Here is an 18617-nt window from a genome sequence, read left to right as displayed (position 1 = left end):
GACACAGTTGCGGCGAACCATGATCTGTCGCCGTATTTCGCGCTGCTCAAGCGCGAGGGCACCATGGTCCAGGTTGGCGCGCCCGAGCATCCGCTGCCGATCGCTGCGTTCGACCTGATTTTCAAGCGCCGCAATTTCGCGGGTTCGCTGATCGGCGGCATCGCCGAGACTCAGGAAATGCTGGAGTTCTGCGCCAAGCACAACATCACCTCGGATGTGGAGATCATCCCCATCCAGAAAATCAACGAAGCCTACGAGCGGATGCTGAAGAGCGACGTGAAATACCGCTTCACGATCGACATGGCCTCGCTGAAGGAAGCCGCCTAACACCCTGGGCGTTCGCCGGAACCTGCGGGTTCCGGCGAACCTCGCAGGCCGTGCGCCTGAAACCCTTGGGATTGCAGCTTAAACTGTTTGTTTTTTAAAATTCCGTGACGAATTCCGGACCGGACGACAAAGGCCAGGACCGTGTGGTGCGTCGCGGGCTCCGCGCAAATGCTTGGAATTGTTCGGCAATATATCAGCCAGTGTCGGCGTCGCGCGTGTCGTAAGCAACGCCCGGTTGCGACAACATGATGAATTTTCTCGTTCTGCTACGTTACACCCCGACACAATCTCTTAAATTCAGTTCTTTACCCGCACGATTTCACATTGACGTGAAAGTTTGTCCACGTAAAAGTCGCGCAATACAGTTGCGCGACCGGTGCTGTCAGTGCTGCCCGTTATCGACGGGCAGCATTGCGGGCCGCGCCGGTTTGCGAAGGAGACAGGCTTGACCGCGATTTCGACGACGACGCTCAGTTCCGACACGATGTATCGCATGTTGGTGCAGAGCGTCACGGACTACGCGATCTACATGCTCGATCCCGAGGGCCATGTCGTGAACTGGAACGCCGGCGCCCAGCGGTCCAAAGGCTATCGTGCGGAGGAAATTGTCGGCCGGCATTTTTCCTGCTTCTTCGTGCCCGAGGACAGCGCGCAGCAATTGCCGCAGCGTAGCTTGGCCGAGGCGCTGGCCACGCAGAAATTCGAGGACGAGGGGTGGCGCTTGCGCCGGGACGGCTCGCGTTACTGGGCGCATGTCGTCATCCAGCCGATCCACGATGAGAGCGGCACGCTGGTCGGCTTCGCGCACATCACACAGGACCGCAGCGCGCAGAAGCAGCAAGGCGACCAGTTGCGGGCACTGGCCCAGAATCTCAACCTGGCGTTGGCCAACATGTCGCAGGGCCTCTCACTGTTCGATGCCAACGAGACGCTGGTTTTGAGCAATGCGCGGCTGCATGAAATTCTCGGCATCGATCCTGCCGCCTTGCAGCCCGGCGCGGCGCTGAGCGACATTCTATGGATCGTGCATGCCGACCCGGCGGTGCCGCGGGAGCAGATTGCTGAGACCGTGCGCCGCAGCCGGGAGGCCATTGTTGCCGGCATGGCCGAGGCCGGCGGTATCGTCACCCGCGAATTGCCCTGGCGCGGCCGGGTTCTCCAGGTCAGCCATCGCGCGCTGCGGGGCGGCGGTTTTGTCAGTACCGTGGACGATGTGACCGAACGTCGCGCCATCGAGGACCGGATCACGCATCTGGCGCATCACGACACGCTGACCGCCTTGCCGAATCGCATGACCTTCCGGGCGCGGCTGGAAAGCGCGCTGAAGGGGGTCGACGAATTTTCGCCGTGTGCCGTGCTGTATGTCGACCTCGACCGCTTCAAGCCGGTGAACGACACGCTCGGGCATCAGATCGGCGATTTGGTGCTGCAGGCGGCCGCGGATCGCATCCGCGCGCAACTGGGAGAGTCCGACGTGGTGGCGCGGCTGGGCGGCGATGAATTCGCGGTCCTGATCGCGCGTTGCCACGAGATGCAGGACGTGACGGCTTTGGCCGAACGGCTGATCCGCGACATCAGCAGCCCGATCACCATCAAAGGGCTGCAGGTCCTGATCGGCGCCAGCATCGGCATCGCCTACGCGCCGCAGCATGGCCTCGATCCGGACCTGCTGCTGCGCAATGCCGACCTGGCTTTGTACCGTGCCAAATCCGTCGGTCGCGGCTGCCATCACGCTTATGAACCCGGCATGGAGAAAGTGGTGCAGGAGCGCCGCGATCTCGAGCGCGATCTGCGCGCCGCCCTGACCGGCGAGCAATTCACCCTGCATTACCAGCCGATCGTCGATACCGGCCGGCATGAGATCACAGGATTCGAGGCGCTGCTGCGCTGGCAAAGTCCCACGCGCGGCAGGGTCTCGCCGGCTGATTTCATCCCGTTCGCCGAGGAAATCGGCTTCATGCCGGAACTCGGCCGCTGGGTGTTGGAGACCGCGTGCGCGGAGGCGGCGAGTTGGCCGCACGAGTTGAAAGTTTCGGTCAATCTGTCGCCCAAGCAGTTCCGTCAGGCCGACCTGCTCGGGCATATCGCCGCGACGTTGGAGAAGACCGGCCTGCCGGCGCGGCGGCTCGAGCTTGAGATCACGGAAACGGCGATGATCGACGATCTGCAGAGCGCCACCGAGATCCTCGCAAAATTGCGCAAGCTCGGCATCCAGATCGCGATGGACGATTTCGGCACAGGCTATTCGTCGCTCAGCTTCCTGCGCACCTTGCCGTTCACGCGCATCAAGATCGACCGCAGTTTCGTTCAGGATGTGGAGAGCAAGCCCGAGGCGCTGGCGATCATCCGCGCAGTCTCGCTGCTGTGCGGCAGCCTCGGCGTTTCGGCCACCGCCGAGGGCGTCGAGACTGAGCGCCAGGCGGAAATCCTGCGCGCGGAAGGTTGCCCGGAATTGCAAGGGTTTCTCATCGCCCGGCCTTGTCCGGCGTCCGAATTGCCGGGGTGGATCGAGGCGTATCGCCGCAATCATGGCGCGGCAGTGCCGCAACCGGCCTGAGCGGCGCGGCGCGCGTCTCCTGCGCGCAAATGGACCTTGTCAGGGGGGGAACCATGCCGACCTAGAGCGCATTCGTTTGTCGCTCTCGTTGTCCCGGAGTTAAGATGCCTCGCCTGTTCGACCCCTATCAGTTGAAATCAGTCACCCTGCGCAATCGCATCGCCGTTTCACCTATGTGCCAATATATGGCCGAGGCGGGAACGGTGACCGATTGGCACCGGGTCCATTACGCTACGCTGGCCCGTGGTGGCGCCGGCCTCGTCATCGTCGAGGCGACGGCTGTCGCGGCGGAAGGCCGCATCACCTGGGGCGATCTCGGTCTGTGGAACGACGCCCAGGCCGAGGCGCTGCGCCCGGTGGTGGCGGCGATCCGCGCCGCCGGCGCGGTGCCGGGCATCCAGATCGCCCATGCCGGCCGCAAGGCGTCCGCCAACCGCCCCTGGGAAGGGGATGACCATATTCCCGAGGGGGCGCCGAATTCCTGGACCACCATCGCGCCGTCGCGGGTGGCCTTCGGCGAGGGCTTGCCGCGCCTGCCCGAAGAGATGACCCTGGCCGAAATTGCCCGCGTGCAGGCCGATACGGTGAGCGCCGTGGTGCGCGCCCGCGACCTCGGCTTCGAATGGCTGCAATTGCATATGGCGCACGGCTATCTGGCGCAGAATTTCTTTTCGCCGCACTCCAACCACCGGACCGATGCCTATGGCGGCAGCGCGGAGAACCGCGCGCGTTACCTGCTGGAGACGCTGGTGGCGGTGCGCAAGGTCTGGCCGGAAGACCGGCCGCTGACGATCCGGCTCGGCGTGGTGGAATTCGACGGCACCCATACGATGCTGGACGAGGCGATCGCGCTGCTGCGCCGGATGAAGAGCGAGGGGCTGGATTCCGTCGACGTCTCGCTCGGCTTCAACACGCCGAAGGCGAACATCCCCTGGGCGCCGAATTTCATGGGCGACATCGCGTGGAAGGTGCGCCAGGAGACCGCCCTGCCGGTCGCGACGAGCTGGTACATCGCCAAGCCGGAGGATGCCGACGCGCTGATCCGTGAGGAGAAGATCGACCTCCTGATGCTCGGGCGGCCGCTTCTGGCCGAACCGCACTGGCCGTATCGCGCCGCGCAGGAATTGGGCGTTGAAAATCCGGCCTGGGCGACATTGCCGGCCCCTTACGCGCACTGGCTCGCGCGCTACCGCTGATTTCATTTTAACGAAACCTGTTGCCCAACGGGCGGCCATCTTCGGATGGCCGCTTTTTTTTGCGGCTGTCGCGGGCTGCAAACCGGGCGCGCCGCTCAAATTAACGGAAAATTTAGATAATTGCGGTTTAACCGCGTCATGCACAAAACTTTTGGTTGCAAACAAACGCCAACGATCATCCGAAATATAGTCGGAAATCTAAATAAAGATACGATCATCGCGGCGGAAGGCCGGATGAAAGCAAGCGGGATAGGGCCGCGCCCAACCAGGAAGGCACGCGCCGGTAACGGCCGTCTGAGGGAGAATCGCCATGATACCACAAACGGCGCCGCGCCGTGCTGCGGTGGCGGCCGGCTGTCGACATGTTGCCGGAAGGCTCCGCGCCGAAACGGCGCTCTGCCCGGCCGGGCTGTCCTGGCTCGCTTGCGGCGCGGTGCTCCTCATGTTGGCGTCGCCCGCGCAGGCGCAGGCGCAGGCGCGTTGCGGCGCGGGTGGCGGCGCGACCGCCTGCGATCCACCGAGCTCGAGTCCTGCGGGTTCCACTGATTTTGGCGGTCATACCGGCCCCACGGATCCCGGTCACGGTTCATTCTCGGCCCCCGGTCATGGTGGCATGGCGGAGGACCCGGACGGCCACGGTGCCTCCGATCCCCATGACCCCGGCGGCCCGTCGGGATCTGGTGGTCGCGGTTCCTCCGATCCCCACGGCCCTGGGGGCTCGGCGGATCCTGGCGGTCGCGGTTCTTCCGGTCACCACCACGGTCACGGCGGCTCGACGGATCCGGGCGGCCCCACAGGACCCGCCGGTCCCTCCGGTCCCTCCGGTCCGACCGGCCCCACCAACCCGACGGACCCGGCGGACCCGACCGGCCCCGCCGGTCAAAATCCTCCCGGGAACACCGGCGCGACCGGCCCCAAGGATCCCAGCGATCCGGCCGACCCCGTTGACCCGCTCGTTCTGTCCGCCGCGAGCGGGGCCGGCGATCCTGCCGCGGATCCTTCCGGCGGGCCGGGCCTCAGGCCGGAATTCTCTGCCTATGGCGCCGCCATCCCCACCGCGCAGGTCCTTGGGCTGGATACGCTCGGCACGCTCTATGATCGGATCGGCGATGAACGCATCGGCCTGGATTCCAGCAGCGCCGGCCTCCGCGCCAGTTCGGTCTGGGGGCGTGCTTTCGGCGCTTATGTCGGCGCGGCCTATGGCGGCCAGGCGCAGGCACGGACCAGCGGTTCCGAGGTCGGCGTGCAGCTCGGGCTCGACCTGTACCGCCACATAGCGGCGCATGGCGGCCGCGATTTTTTCGGCACCTATTTCAGCTATGCCAACGCCCAGGTCGGCACCAGCGGACTCGTTACCGACGCGACGGATGCCGCGAACATCATGGAAAAGACCGGCACCGACAATGTGAACGCCTATAGCGGCGGGCTCTATTATACGCATTTCGGCCCATCCGGCTGGTATGCGGACATTGTGGTGCAGGGCACGCGTTATGGTGGCACGGCAGCTTCCACCCGCACCTCGATTCCGCTGACCGGCGACGGGTTCGCGGCTTCGCTGGAGCTGGGCGTTCCGTTCGCGCTGCGCCCGGGCCTGGCGCTGGAACCGCAGGCGCAGCTGGTTTGGCAAGGCGTCTGGCTCGCCGACCAGAGCGATGCCTTTGGCACGGTGCAACCTGGAGGCGGGGCGACGCTTTACGGGCGCATCGGCGCGCAGCTCAATGGCGTGACGCAAACGGGTGCCTGGCAATTGCGCCCCTACGCCAGGACCAATCTCTGGTCGGCCCTGGCGGGCACCAGCTCTTCGATCCTGTATGCCGGGGTGGAATCGATCACGACCAAGGCGGATGCCACCTGGACCCAGCTCGGGCTCGGGCTAACCGCCCGGCGCAGTGACAGCCGGTTCAGCTTCTACGCCCATATTGACGGGCTGGTCGGGTTGAAGAATGCCGGCACCAACCGTTACGGCTTCGATGGCGGCGCCGGGTTGAAATATGAATGGTAGGAAGGAAGGCTACTTTTTGTGAACAAAAAGTAGCAAAAAAACTTTGTTTTGCTGGGGCATGGGCTTTGTCGGGGACAACGCCCACGGCCCAGCATAGTGAAAGTTTTTGCGCCGCTTTTTTCAAAAAGCGGCTACTTTCTTACCTTACGCGGAGACAGCGCGGACCGGTTGGCGCCGCATTGCCGCGCGCACGCCGGCGAGGTTGCAATAGAGATCGACATAATCGTTGGCCATGCGCGTCGCGGTGAAGCGCGCGTCGAAGGCTGCGCGCACTTCCCGGCGGTCCAGTTCGCCGATCCGCCGTACTGCCTGGACCGCCTCGTCCATATTGTCGACGATGAAGCCGGACAGGCCGTGATCGATCACTTCGGGCACCGAACCGCAGCGGAAGGCGATCACCGGTGTGCCGCACGCCATCGCTTCGATCATCACCAGGCCGAACGGCTCCGGCCAGTCGATCGGGAACAGCAGAGCCGTGGCGTTGCCGAGGAAGTCGGCTTTCTGCGCCTCGTTGATTTCGCCGATGAATTCCACATTCGGGTGCGCCGCCACCATCGGGCCGATTACCGTGTCCCAATAATGCTGGTCGGCCTTGTCCACTTTGGCCGCCATTTTCAGCTTCATCCCGGCTGCCGTGGCGATTTCGATCGCGCGGTCGGGGCGTTTTTCCGGCGAGATCCGGCCGAGGAACGCGAGGTAGCCGCCCTGCGGCCGGGCGCTGAAGGGCAGAAGGTCTTGCGGCAGGCCATGATATACCGTGCCGGCCCAGTTCACCGGCGGCATCGGCAGGCGCTGATGGTCGGAGATCGAGGAGAGCGGCACTTCGGGAAAGGCCTTGTAGAACGGCATCAGGTCCGGCAGATCCAGCCGCCCGTGCTGGGTGGTCACCGTGCGGTCGGCGAAATCGCGGATCAACGGGTAGTGCACCATGTCCACATGGAAATGCAGAACGTCGAATTCGTCGGCGCGCTGGCGCACCTGTTCCAGCATTACGATGTAATGCGGCAGCCAATCTTTGATGGCGGGGTTGAGGCGCAGCGCCATGTCGCCACAGGCCACCAGGTTCGCCGAAGTCTGCGAATCGCCGCTGGCGAACAAGGTCACATCATGGCCCTGCCGCACTAGCTCCTCGGTCAGATAGGACACGATGCGTTCGGTTCCGCCATAGAGCTTGGGGGGGCAACTCTCGAAAAGCGGGGCGATCTGGGCAATCTTCATGGCGAACCTTCAAAAGAAAACCGCCGTGACGCACGGTGCGTAACGGCGGCGTATGGAGAAGCTTGTAAAAAGTTAATGCGGCGCAAATGAGGCGGGTTTGTGCCAAAAAAACTTTGTTACGTTGGGTCATGGGCTTTGTCGGCGACAACGCCCATGCCCAGCGTAAAAGAAGTTTTTGCGGCGCTTTTTTCAAAAAGCGCCTGCTTGCTTCCTTGCTTTAATGCAGCCAGGCCACCAGCGCGGAAACCGTGACCAATGAGAGCACGGTGGAGACCAGAATCGCCCGCGAGGTTACCGCGGCTTCGCGGTCATAGAGTTTCGCTAACATGAACGGGCCGGTGCCGATCGGCAGGGCGCTCATCAGCAGCGCCGTATCCGCCCAGAGGGCCGGCATGCCGAAGACGAAGAAGGCGAGCAGGCCGGTGATCGCCGGCTGGATCAGGAGCTTCAGCGCCACTAGCCTGGTGACCACGCCCGTTTCCTGGGCGGATTCGGACTGCGCCAGGAACAGGCCGATGGTGACCAGGGCGCAGGGGCTCGCGGCGGCGCCAAGCAGGGTGGTGAAGCGGAAGACCAGGGCCGGCATTGGCACATGGGTGACGCCCTGGAACAAAGCCACGGCGAGGCCCAGCAGCGGCGCGGCGACCAGCGGATTGCGCAGCAGCGAGAGGCCGACCTTGCGCAGCGTGGCGCCCAGGCGCGGTTGCTCGTTCAGATCCGTCTCGATCAGCACGATGGCGCCGGCAAACAGCACGCAGGCGGTGAGAATGGTGGCGATGACCGCGGGCACCAGAGCCGTGTGGCCCAGGGCCACGACGCACAGCGGGATGCCCATGAAGCCGGTATTGGCATAGGCGGCGTTCAACCCCTCGATGCTGCGGTCGGCGAGGCGGTGATGCGCCGGCCGGGTGCTGAAAGGGGCGAGCAGGAAAGAGAGCGCGAACGTGATCATCATGCCGCCGGCGAACGCGGCAAGAAACCCAGGGTGATCCAGCCCCGCCCAGGTAATGCCCGCCATGGCCTGGAACAGCAAAGCCGGGAGCGCCAGCCAGACGACGAATTTGTTCAGGCTGTCGGTGGCGCCGGGGCCGAGGATGCCGCGGCGCGCGCAGATGAACCCCGTGAGGATCAGCGCGAAGATGGGCAAGACAGCATTAAATACGGCGGACATGCTGTCCTTCTCCCGTGACCAGGGGTGGGATGCAAGGGGGGCGCCGATCCGCAGCGGCGGCAGGTTTGCAAAAAATGTACTGTATCGTACATTACAGGATGGGCGAATTGGGGCCCCACGGATGACGGAGAGCTTATGTCGATTCCCTCTGGCGCGAAATGGCTCGAGTCCTCCGGGGGCGTCATTCAAATCCGCCATCCGGCACCGGTCCGGGGCTGAGGCGCGATGTATGGCAGCGCGCCTGTGGTTCGCCGCACGCAACGGGGCGAGGCGCGCGATGAGCGGCTGCGCCGGCGCGCGGCCGATCTGTTTCTCGAACGCGGCTATGATGGTGTCAGCATCGACGAGCTGATCCGCGACGTCGGTGGCTCGAAAGCCAGCGTCTACCATTTTTACGGTGATAAAAACGGCTTGTTCACGGCGGTGATGGACGACATGCTCCAGGATCTCGCCTTGCCGCTCAGCCGGCTCGATCTCGAAGGTTTGTCCCTGGCGGAAGGTTTGAGGACATTCGCCACGACGCTGATGGCGATCCTGCTGCAGCCGCGGCATCTGGCGTTTCAGCGCCTGGTCGTCGCGGAGGCGCAACGGCGTCCCGCGATCGGGCTGAGCTGGTACCGCAACGGCCCGGCGGCGACCTGCGAGTTGCTGCGGCGGTTTTTGGCCGCGCAGCAGGGCCTGGGCCATATCCGGCCGGAAGTCGCCCCGGGGCCAGCCGCGGTGCTGTTCCACGACATGGTCGTTTGCACCTTGCTCAACCGGGCGATGATGACGGCCGGGGGCGGGCCGACGCCCGAAGACGTGACGGAGACGATCGAGCAGGGGGTGCGGCTGACGCTGGGTGGGATTGCGCCGTGAAGTAAGTAAGCGGCCGCTTTTTAAAAAAAGCGGCGCAAAAATTTTTGTTATGCTGGGCCATGGGCTGTATCGGCGACAACGCCCATGGCCCAGCATAACAAAGTTTTTTTGCTACTTTTTGTTCACAAAAAGTAGCGCTTCCTTCCTCGCCTTCTCTGGTCTTCACCGTCTGGCGCAATCCGCATCGGCTGCTATGCTGCCGCCCACACACAGGTTTGGAGAGTGACATGCACTACACCAATCTCGGCGCGACCGGGCTCACCGTTTCGCGTCTCTGCCTTGGCACCATGACTTTCGGCCTGCAAACGGAAGAAGACAAATCGTTTGAGATTCTCGACAAGGCCGCCGCCGGCGGGGTGAATTTCCTCGACACGGCCGACGTCTATCCGCTGGGCGGCGATCTTAGCACCGTCGGTCGCACCGAAACCATCGTCGGGCGCTGGCTCAAAGGCCGGCGTCACCGCTACGTTCTAGCAACGAAATGCGTCGGCAAGATGGGTGAGGCGCCGTGGGACCAGGGCGCTTCGCGCAAACATATTCTGGATGCGGTCGACGCCTCGCTGCGGCGCCTTAACACCGACTACATCGATTTGTACCAGCTCCATTCGGACGACTCTAACACGCCGTTGGATGAGACCATCGAGGCGCTCGACATCGTCGTGCGCAGCGGCAAGGCGCGTTATATCGGCGTCTCCAACTTCCTCGCCTACCGCCTGGCGCGCGCGCTCGGCCGCGCCGATGTGAAGAACCAGACCCGCTTCGTCTCGGTGCAGCCGCGCTACAGCCTGCTGTTTCGCGAGATCGAGCGCGAATTGCTGCCGCTGGCCAAGGAAGAAGGGCTGGGCGTGATCCCTTACAACCCGCTGGCGGGCGGCCTGCTCACCGGCAAGCACAAGCCCGGCGCTCCGCCGGCCGGCACGCGCTTTACCCTCGGCACCGCCGGGGGGCGCTATCAGGACCGCTACTGGAACGACATATCTTTCGCCAAGGTCGAGGAACTGCGTGAACTCGTGAGCGACGCCGGGCTGAATTTGACCGTGGTCGCGATCGCCTGGGTGCTGGCCAATCCGGCCGTAACCTCTGCCATTATCGGCGCCAGCCGGGCGGAGCAGTTGAACGACACGCTGAGCGCCTGCGAGATGAAGCTCGATGCCGGGCTGAAGCAGAAGCTCGACGAGCTGACCGCGGAGTTCCGCCGCGGCGACGCGCCGCGCTAACAGAACCGATATTTCAGGAGGTATTTCCATGATCCATGAATTGCGCATCTATCGCGCCGCCGCCGGCCGGCTTCCCGACCTGCTGTCGCGCTTCGAGACGCACACGCTGAAAATCTGGCAGAAGCACGGCATCCGTCAGGCGGGCTTCTGGACCGTCGCCATCGGGACCTCGAATCAGGATCTGTATTATCTGCTCGAATGGGAGTCCCTGGCCGAGCGGGAGCGCAAATGGAACGCTTTCGCGAGCGATCCGGAGTGGCTGGCGGTCAAAGCGGAGACGGAAAAGAACGGCGCCATCGTCGAGACGCTGAGCAACGCGATTCTCACGCCGACCTCGTTCTCCTCCGTGCGCTAGAGCGCGATGACTTAAAGTCTGAATCGCCCTCTAGCTTATATCTAGAGGCGGATTCAGATTTTAGAGCGGATCGCTACGCGATTCGATCTAAAATCATCCGACTCTAGGTGACGGCCGCAGGCGCTGGGACCGGCACAGGGCCAAATTAACAAAGTTTTTTGCTACTTTTTGTTCACAAAAAGTAGCCTTTCCTTTCCGTGCTCTAAAATGTCGTGCAGCGGCGATCGCGCGCCATGCCCGTCCGGTCAACTGAAAGGCTTTTCCATGGCTATCTTCGACAAGGCGGCGGATCTGCCCGGTACCGTGCCAGCGGCTTTCAGGGCCGCGGCGCCGGGCACGGCATGAGCCACGCCATCGATCTGGTCGTCTCGGCGATTCTCGCTTTGGCCGGGCTGGTGATGGCGGCGGCCGGAATCGTCGATGGCTTTCTGGTCACGGCGATGAGCGCGGTTGGCCTGCCACCGCTGCTGCAATTGCTCATCCTCATCGCGGTCGCTTTATGGGTGGTGATGGCGGCGCTGCGCCTGCTGGGCGGCGCGTTCGCGCTGTTGCTGCTGATTCTCTTCATGCTGCTGCTGGTGCATTGGGTCATGCCCGGCAGCGCCAGCGGGCAATGGCACCATGCGCTGCCGCCTCTGCGCATTCCCGGCGCGATACGGATCTAGGCCCCTCATCGGGCGGGGCTCTTACGCCGGCAGGGGGGCACCCAGCAGGCGCAGGCAGGCTTCGGCGGCGGCGCTGCCGGCCCGGCCGGTGTCGGTGTGCCGCCCATATACCACGGCCAATTCCCAACAGGGTTCAGGCTCGGCCAGGGTGGCGAAGCCGATCGGCGCCTGTGGCTCGGCGCGCATCCGGCTTTGCACCACCAGTTCCGGCACCAGCGCCACGCCGAGCCCGTGCGCCACCATGTCCAGTTGCATCGTCAGGTCGTTGACTTCGAAATCCGAGCGTCGGGCGAGGCTGGCGGCGGCAAATGTCTGGTTCACCAGTTGGCGCGTGCCATGGCCGGCCGGGAGGTCGATGAACGCTTCGCCGGCGATGGCCTCAAGGCTGAGACCGCGCTGGCCGGCAAGGCGGTGGCTGCCGGGGCAGGCCAGGACCAGCGGGTCGCAGGCCAGCATGCGGGCCGCCAACTCGGGCGGCGGCGCCTCCACGAACTGGGTGAAAGCGATGTCCAGCCGTCCGTCCAGTACGCCCTCGATCAGGGCCGCGGTATCGTCGAAGCGAAGCTGGATATCCACTTGCGGGTGTTCCCGGCGGAAGGCGCCGAGCAGGCGTGGCAGGTCGATGAACGGCGCGAGGCCCTGGATCGCGCCGACCAGAAGCCGGCCGCGCTTCAGCCCCTGCACCTCGGCGACGGCATTGCGCGCCGCCTCGGCGGCGGAGAGCACACGCTGCGCCTCGCTGAGAAAAGCCGCGCCCGCCGGGGTGAGGTTGACCCGTCGGGTCGTGCGCAGAAACAGTGTCGCCCCCATTTCCTCTTCCAGGGCCCGGATCGAGGCGGAGAGCCCGGACTGCACGATATGCAGCTTGGCGGCGGCGCGGGTGAAATGGCGCTCTTGCGCCACGGCGACGAAATGTTCCAACTGCCGCAAATCCACTGCAACCCTCCAGGCCTATTATGCGCCATTAGAGATGAGACCGCGCACAATCTTCTATTGGAACGATGAAATAGCATCTCCATGTCGAGGTGCAACGTGGAGCTTGTTCAAATCATCGAACAAATTGTTGTTGTGCGTCAATTTTGACGCGATGGGCTTCCCGTTCGGCCCCAAGCAGGAGTGACGATATGAGTACAGACGAGACGACGAAGACCGTGACGCGGAACAGCGCCTATTTCGACGTGGCGGCGATTGCGGCTTCATTGCCGGCGACGGCCGACACCATGTTGGTCGACACCCGCCTGACCGACGAGCCCGCGGCGAGCTCGCGGATTTTCCGCGCTTATCACCCGGTGCCGCGCCATTATCACGCCACGTGTGATGAATATCTTTATTTGCTCTCCGGTCGCGCCACGTTCGAGGTGGATGGCGGCGCGCCGCGCGAATTGCGGGCGGGGCAGATGGTGTTCTTCAAGAAAGGCGTCGTGCACGCGATCCCCGACCTGCTGGAGCATCCGGTGATTTTCCTCACCGTCGACACGCCGCGCCGTGATCCGCGGGACGTGATTTTTGTGAATCCGGAAGAAGGCACCGTCGACACCTTCATCCAAGCCCACAAGGCGGGAGCGGAATAAGCCGCGTCATGCGTTTTGCCGGAAGCGACAGGTTCCGGCAAAACGCATGGCAGGGCTGCTGAGGGCTCGGCGCACGTGTCATCGTGCTTAATTTTTGATCTCTTGAGATCGGTTCGGCCGTTCGTCGCTTCTTTATTGGCCCGATCATACACCGTCGGAACAATGTAAGATAAAACCCTCTTGCTTCGCTGCAATGAAGTGGCCATGGTCCGGGAAATTTCGTGCCGGTCGCGGTCTCGCGGGGCGCGATGGCTGCGCGTGAGAGGTCTTATGAAGCATATCGGCTGGCTTGCCGTCATTCCTTTTATCGGCATGTGCGCCGGTCCTGTCATCCATAACAGCGCAACCCCGTTCATTCTCGGCATGCCCTTCATCCTCGCCTGGATGGTGGCCTGGGTGTTCCTGACCTCCCTGATCATGAGCGTGATCTACTGGCTCGATCCGGAGCGGCGCGCCGAAGAGGAGACGGTGCCATGAACATCGCCATCGTCATCATCGCCGTCGTCACCGTTCTGGCCCTGGCTCTCGGCCTTTCGGCGCGCGCGCAGCACCGAATGAACCTGGAGGAATGGACCGTCGGTGGCCGCCATTTCGGTGCGGTCCTGGTGTTCATGCTGCTTGCCGGCGAAATCTACACCACGTTCACCTTCCTCGGCGCTTCCGGCTTTGCGTACGGATTCGGCGGGCCGGCCTTCTACACGATCGGCTATCTCACGCTGACCTATGTCTTTGCCTATTTTCTCTTGCCGAAAATCTGGCGCTACGGGCGCAGCCACGGGCTGGTGACGCAGCCGGACTTCCTGGCGCACAAATATGACAGCCCGGCGCTTGGTGCGTTGGTGGCGCTGGTCAGCATCGTCGCGCTTGTGCCCTATCTCGTGCTGCAGCTCACCGGCCTTGGCATCATCGTGGAGGTGGCGAGTTATGGCGAGGTGTCGAAAACGGCGGCGATTATCATCGGCACCGTTGTGGTCACCCTGTATGGGACCATTTCCGGTATCCGCGGCTCGGCCTGGACGGCCGTCGTCAAGGATATCATGATCATCGGCGTCGTCGTTTTCCTTGGGCTTTATCTACCGTTTCATTATCTCGGCGGCATCGGCAAGATGTTCGCGGCCGTGAATGCAGCGAAGCCTGGCTTCCTGGCGTTGCCGGCGCATGGGCAGAGCGTGTCGTGGTTCGTTTCCACAATCCTGCTCACTTCGCTGGGCGTGCTGATGTGGCCGCACCATTTCGGTGCCATCTTCACCGCGAGCAACGCCAATGTCTTCCGCAAGAACGCCGTGCTGTTGCCGCTTTATCAGCTCGTTCTGCTGCTTGTGTTTTTCGTCGGCTTCACCGCGGTGATGGTTGTTCCGGGGCTGAAGGGCGCCGCCACCAACATGGCGCTGCTGAAAATTTCCGTCGCCGCCTTTCCGCCCTGGATCGTCGGCATTATCGGGGCCACCGGCGTGCTCACCGCCCTGGTGCCGGGTTCGCTGCTCGTCATGTCCGCCGCGACATTGCTGGCACGCAATATCGTCGCCCCGCTCAATCCGCGGCAGACCGATGAAGGCACCGCGCGGCTGGCGAAATTGTTTGTGCCGGTGATTGCCGCCGTCGGCTGCTATTTTGCGGTCGCCGGGAGCAGCACCATCGTTGCCTTGCTGCTGATGGGCATGGCGTTTGTCACTCAGCTCGCCCCGGCGGTGGTCTTTAGCCTGCGGAAGCGTAACCCCCTTACCAAAGAGGGCGTGTCCGCCGGCATCATCGCCGGGGTCGCCGTCGTTGCCTATTTCAACTTGGCGCATGAGACCATCGGCAAGCTGCTGCCGGGCTTGCCGGACGTGCTGAAGGACATCAATGTCGGCATTGTCGCCTTGCTCGTGAACGTGCTGGTGCTTACGGTGGTCAGCGTAGTGACCGCAGGTCGCCGCCTGCCGCTTGCCAGCGAAGTTATCAAATAACAGGAAGAAACTCGATGTTTTCAGATTGGAACAATCCTTACCCCACCATTCGCATGCCCGTCATGGCACGCAATGTGGTCTCGACCTCGCATCCCCTGGCGGCGCAGGCCGGGCTGCGTATCCTGGCGCGCGGCGGCAATGCCGTGGATGCCGCCATCGCCGCCGCGGCGACCCTGATGATCGTCGAGCCCGTCTCCAACGGCCTCGGCAGCGACGCTTTCGCGATTCTTTGGGACGGCAAGGAATTGACCGGTCTGAACGCCTCCGGCACCGCGCCCGCCGCCTGGAACCCGGATTATTTCCGCCGCAAATACGGCGAGGACGCCAAGGGCTTCGCCAACCAGCCGATGCGCGGTTGGGATAGCGCCACCGTGCCGGGCGCCGTCGCCGGCTGGGAGATGCTGCACGGGCGCTTCGGGCGCCTGCCGTTTGCCGACCTGCTGCAGCCGGCGATTGAAATCGCCGAGCGGGGCCACGCCGTGGCCACGATCGTCCAGCACAAATGGGCGGCGGCGGTGCCGGACCTGAAGGACCAGCCGGGTTTCGCGGCGGCGTTCATGCCGCATGGCCGCGCCCCTCAGGTCGCCGAAAAATTCGTCTTCAAAGATGCCGCCAACACGCTGCGCATTCTCGCCGCCCAGGGCCCGCGCGCTTTCTATGAAGGTGAGATCGCCGCGCGCATCGCGTCTTTCTCGCAGGAATGCGGCGGGGCGATGACGGCTTCCGATCTTGCAAACTATCGCGCCGAATGGGTGAAGCCGATCAGCAAGTCTTATCGCGGCTATGATGTGCATGAGATCCCGCCGAACGGCCAAGGCATCGCCGCGCTCATCGCGCTCGGCATTTTGCAGAAATTCGACCTTGCCGGCATGAAGGTCGACGGCGTTGATTCGCAGCACGTGCAGATCGAGGCAATGAAGCTCGCTTTCGCGGATATTTACCGCTACGTCGCCGATCCGCGCGCGATGACCGTGACCGCGGAAGAGATGCTGAGCGACGGCTACCTGACCGAGCGCGCCAAGCTGATCGACATGAAAAAGGCGCAGCGCCCGAGCTTCGGCATGCCGAAATCCGGCGGCACCATCTACCTCACCGCCGCCGATGAATCCGGCATGATGATTTCCTTCATTCAGTCGAACTATATGGGCTTCGGTTCCGGCGTCGTCGTGCCGGGCGTGGGGGTCAGCCTGCAGAATCGCGGCTACGGCTTCACCACCGATCCGGCCTCGCCGAACGTGGTCGCGGGCGGCAAGCGGCCGTTCCACACCATCATCCCGGCCTTCCTCACCAAGGACGGCAAGCCGGTGATGAGCTTCGGCGTCATGGGCGGCGACATGCAGCCCCAGGGCCATCTCCAGACCGTGGTGCGCATGCTCGATTACAAGCAGCAGCCGCAGGCGGCCTGCGACGCGCCGCGCTGGAAGGTCAATCGCGACTTCACCCTCGATGTCGAAGCGACGATGAACGGCGCGACGGTCGACGGGCTGAAGGCGCGTGGCCATGAGCTGAAATCCGTCGAGGATCCGTACATGGATTTCGGGTCCGGCCAGTTCATCTGGAAGCTCTCCGATGACCTCGATCACGGCTATGTCGCCGCCAGCGACAGCCGGCGCGACGGCCACGCCGCGGCGTTCTGAGGAAAAAAGACAGCGCTACTTTTTTGAAAAAAAGTAGCAAAAAACTTTTGTAAACTGGGCCCGTGCGGTTTCACCGCCACCGGCCCAGTTTCAAAAAGCGCCTGCTTTCTTTCTTGTCTGGAGGAGGCACCAATGAGCATCCCGACCGTTCTTTTGCCGGATGGCACCTCTGTCCCAGCCCTGGGGCAAGGGACTTGGCACATGGGCGAATCCGCCGCGCGGGCAGCTTCCGAGGAAGCGGTGCTGCGCGACGGGATCGCGCGTGGGCTCAGCCTGATCGATACGGCAGAGATGTATGCCGATGGCGGCGCGGAAAGAGTGGTGGGGGCGGCCGTCAAAGGCCAGCGCGAACGCGTGTTCCTGGTCAGCAAGATCATGCCGCAGAATGCGTCCGCCGCCGGTGTTGCCCGCCATTGTGAGGCCAGCCTGAAACGGCTCGGCACGGATTATCTGGACCTTTATTTGCTGCATTGGCCCGGCTCTTACCCGCTCGAGCAGACCATCGCCGCGTTCGAGCGGTTGAGGGAAGCCGGAAAAATCCGCCATTGGGGCGTGTCGAATTTCGACCTCGCCGATATGGAGGAGGTTTTCGCCATGCCGCACGGCACGAACTGCGCGACCAATCAGGTTCTATACCATCCTGATGAACGCGGCATCGAATTCGATCTGCTTCCCTGGAGCCGGGATAAGAAACTGCCGGTGATGGCCTATTCGCCGCTCGGCCAGGCGGGCCGGCTGCTGCGCTCGCCGGCTTTAAAAGCGGTGGCGCAACGCCATGGGGCGACCCCGGCGCAGATCGCGATTGCCTGGAGCCTGCGCGACGGCAACACGATTTCAATTCCGAAATCCGCCGACCCCGCGCATTTGCGGGAGAACGCCCAGGCGGCTTCCATCAGACTGAGCGAGGCCGATCTCGCGGAGATCGACCGCACCCACCGGCCGCCGGCGCGAAAAACGTCTCTGGCGATGCTTTGAGAGAAAAGTAAGAAGCCGCTTTTTGAAAAAAGCGGCGCAAAAACTTTCACTATGCCGGGCTATGGGCGTTGTCGCCGCCGCAGCCCATGGCCCAGCGTAAATAAAGTTTTTTTGCTACTTTTTGTTCACAAAAAGTAGCCTTTCTTTCTTGTTTAGCCTGCTTCCTGGTGGTGGTTGGGCAGGCGCGCCGGCAATTGCACGGTGAAAATGGCGCCCTGGCCGGCATGGCTGACCACCGTAATGCGGCCTTTCATGGCGGCGACCAGCCGGCCGGTCAGCCAGAGGCCGACGCCGATTCCGCCGCCCAAAGGTGGGGGGGCAGCCTGCTCGAAGCGGCCGAAAATATGCCGCTGCTGCTCGGCGCTAATGCCGATTCCCGAATCCGCGACGCTCAGCAACACCCCTTCCGCCGTGCGCGCGAGGCGAAGTTCGACCGGTTGGCTGTTGCCGAATTTAAAAGCATTGGACAGCAGATTCTCCACGATCTGTGTGAAGGCGAGGGGATCGAGCCATGCTTTCACCCCGGGTTCGACGTTCGTCGAAAGCGGGGAGCCTTTGCGCAGCAACGGGTCTTCATATTTCGCGGCGATGGTGTGGAGAATGGCGGAAAGGTCCGCCTCGGTCGGGCGCAGTTGCAGATTTCCGGCATTGATCCGGCTCAGATCGAGAAGCCGCGTGGCGCGGTCGACGAAATCCTGGATCGCCAGGCTCATTCTCTCAAGCAGGGACAGAAGAGACGGCGAGACCGGCGGCGTAGCTTTGCGGGCGGCATTCAGCGCGAGATGGGAAAGGCCCAGCAACGGCGTCATCGGGTTGCGGAGCTCATGCGCGGCGATGGCGATGAAATCGTCGCGCGCCTGCAAGGCGTTCCGCAAATGATTGAGTTCCGCCTGCAGCAAAATGAGCATCTCATCATCGGGCA

At 63.3% G+C, this 18617-nt stretch carries 17 protein-coding genes; 13 read left to right on the top strand and 4 right to left on the bottom strand.

Going from position 1 to position 18617, the window contains the following annotated elements; all coding sequences use genetic code 11:
• From VNC39_RS12115 to VNC39_RS12100, 4 genes are all read left to right on the top strand, one after another.
• A partial coding sequence (locus VNC39_RS12115) for a zinc-binding dehydrogenase (protein WP_325399538.1) occupies positions 1–327 on the top strand: 327 nt, incomplete at its 5' end.
• A gap of 445 nt (positions 328–772) precedes the next feature.
• Positions 773–2884: an EAL domain-containing protein gene (locus VNC39_RS12110; protein WP_325399536.1), complete on the top strand. Its 2112-nt coding sequence runs from the start codon at positions 773–775 to the stop codon at positions 2882–2884.
• Between the two features lie 104 nt (positions 2885–2988).
• Positions 2989–4080, top strand: a complete 1092-nt coding sequence (locus VNC39_RS12105; protein WP_325399534.1) for an NADH:flavin oxidoreductase/NADH oxidase — start codon at positions 2989–2991, stop codon at positions 4078–4080.
• Positions 4081–4390: 310 nt separating this feature from the next.
• Entirely contained in the window at positions 4391–6082 is a 1692-nt protein-coding gene (locus VNC39_RS12100) for an autotransporter outer membrane beta-barrel domain-containing protein (RefSeq protein ID WP_325399532.1), read from the top strand.
• Between the two features lie 144 nt (positions 6083–6226).
• Here the strand turns inward: VNC39_RS12100 and VNC39_RS12095 are convergent, their stop codons facing one another.
• Complete coding sequence (locus VNC39_RS12095; RefSeq protein ID WP_325399530.1) at positions 6227–7300, bottom strand: glycosyltransferase family 4 protein; 1074 nt, start codon at positions 7298–7300, stop codon at positions 6227–6229.
• Between the two features lie 217 nt (positions 7301–7517).
• The gene (locus VNC39_RS12090) at positions 7518–8471 is read right to left on the bottom strand and encodes an AEC family transporter (protein ID WP_325399529.1); all 954 of its coding nucleotides are present in this window, start codon (positions 8469–8471) and stop codon (positions 7518–7520) included.
• A gap of 243 nt (positions 8472–8714) precedes the next feature.
• Here VNC39_RS12090 and VNC39_RS12085 point away from each other — a divergent pair, with 243 nt between their 5' ends.
• From VNC39_RS12085 to VNC39_RS12070, 4 genes are all read left to right on the top strand, one after another.
• Positions 8715–9329: a TetR/AcrR family transcriptional regulator gene (locus VNC39_RS12085; protein WP_325399527.1), complete on the top strand. Its 615-nt coding sequence runs from the start codon at positions 8715–8717 to the stop codon at positions 9327–9329.
• Between the two features lie 227 nt (positions 9330–9556).
• Positions 9557–10546, top strand: a complete 990-nt coding sequence (locus VNC39_RS12080) for an aldo/keto reductase (RefSeq protein WP_325399525.1) — start codon at positions 9557–9559, stop codon at positions 10544–10546.
• Positions 10547–10574: 28 nt separating this feature from the next.
• Positions 10575–10901 carry an NIPSNAP family protein gene (locus VNC39_RS12075; RefSeq protein WP_325399523.1) on the top strand — a complete coding sequence of 109 codons (327 nt, stop codon included), beginning with the start codon at positions 10575–10577 and terminating at the stop codon, positions 10899–10901.
• A 341-nt stretch (positions 10902–11242) separates the two neighbouring features.
• Positions 11243–11566: a hypothetical protein gene (locus VNC39_RS12070; RefSeq protein ID WP_325399522.1), complete on the top strand. Its 324-nt coding sequence runs from the start codon at positions 11243–11245 to the stop codon at positions 11564–11566.
• Positions 11567–11587: 21 nt separating this feature from the next.
• Here the strand turns inward: VNC39_RS12070 and VNC39_RS12065 are convergent, their stop codons facing one another.
• Positions 11588–12502, bottom strand: coding sequence for a LysR family transcriptional regulator (locus VNC39_RS12065; RefSeq protein ID WP_325399521.1), 915 nt, complete (start codon positions 12500–12502; stop codon positions 11588–11590).
• 188 nt (positions 12503–12690) lie between these two features.
• Between VNC39_RS12065 and VNC39_RS12060 the strand changes: the two genes are divergently transcribed.
• From VNC39_RS12060 to VNC39_RS12040, 5 genes are all read left to right on the top strand, one after another.
• Positions 12691–13137 carry a cupin domain-containing protein gene (locus tag VNC39_RS12060; protein WP_325399519.1) on the top strand — a complete coding sequence of 149 codons (447 nt, stop codon included), beginning with the start codon at positions 12691–12693 and terminating at the stop codon, positions 13135–13137.
• Between the two features lie 270 nt (positions 13138–13407).
• Entirely contained in the window at positions 13408–13614 is a 207-nt protein-coding gene (locus VNC39_RS12055) for a DUF3311 domain-containing protein (RefSeq protein WP_325399517.1), read from the top strand.
• Positions 13611–15083: a sodium:solute symporter family protein gene (locus tag VNC39_RS12050; RefSeq protein WP_325399515.1), complete on the top strand. Its 1473-nt coding sequence runs from the start codon at positions 13611–13613 to the stop codon at positions 15081–15083. The genes VNC39_RS12055 and VNC39_RS12050 overlap by 4 nt, the downstream gene beginning before the upstream one ends.
• A gap of 14 nt (positions 15084–15097) precedes the next feature.
• A complete protein-coding gene (ggt, locus tag VNC39_RS12045; RefSeq protein WP_325399514.1) occupies positions 15098–16720 on the top strand; it encodes a gamma-glutamyltransferase in 1623 nt (540 codons plus the stop codon).
• A gap of 138 nt (positions 16721–16858) precedes the next feature.
• On the top strand, positions 16859–17695 hold the full coding sequence (locus VNC39_RS12040; RefSeq protein WP_325399540.1) for an aldo/keto reductase: 837 nt from the start codon (positions 16859–16861) through the stop codon (positions 17693–17695).
• Between the two features lie 152 nt (positions 17696–17847).
• Here VNC39_RS12040 and VNC39_RS12035 read toward each other — a convergent pair.
• The coding region (locus VNC39_RS12035) for a sensor histidine kinase (protein ID WP_325399511.1) at positions 17848–18617 on the bottom strand (770 nt) is incomplete at its 5' end.

This window comes from Acidocella sp. (assembly GCF_035535915.1).
In the GTDB taxonomy this organism is placed as follows: Bacteria; Pseudomonadota; Alphaproteobacteria; order Acetobacterales; family Acetobacteraceae; genus Acidocella.
Note: the sequence above shows the minus strand (reverse complement) of the source record. Positions and strands in the feature narration are given on the sequence as shown.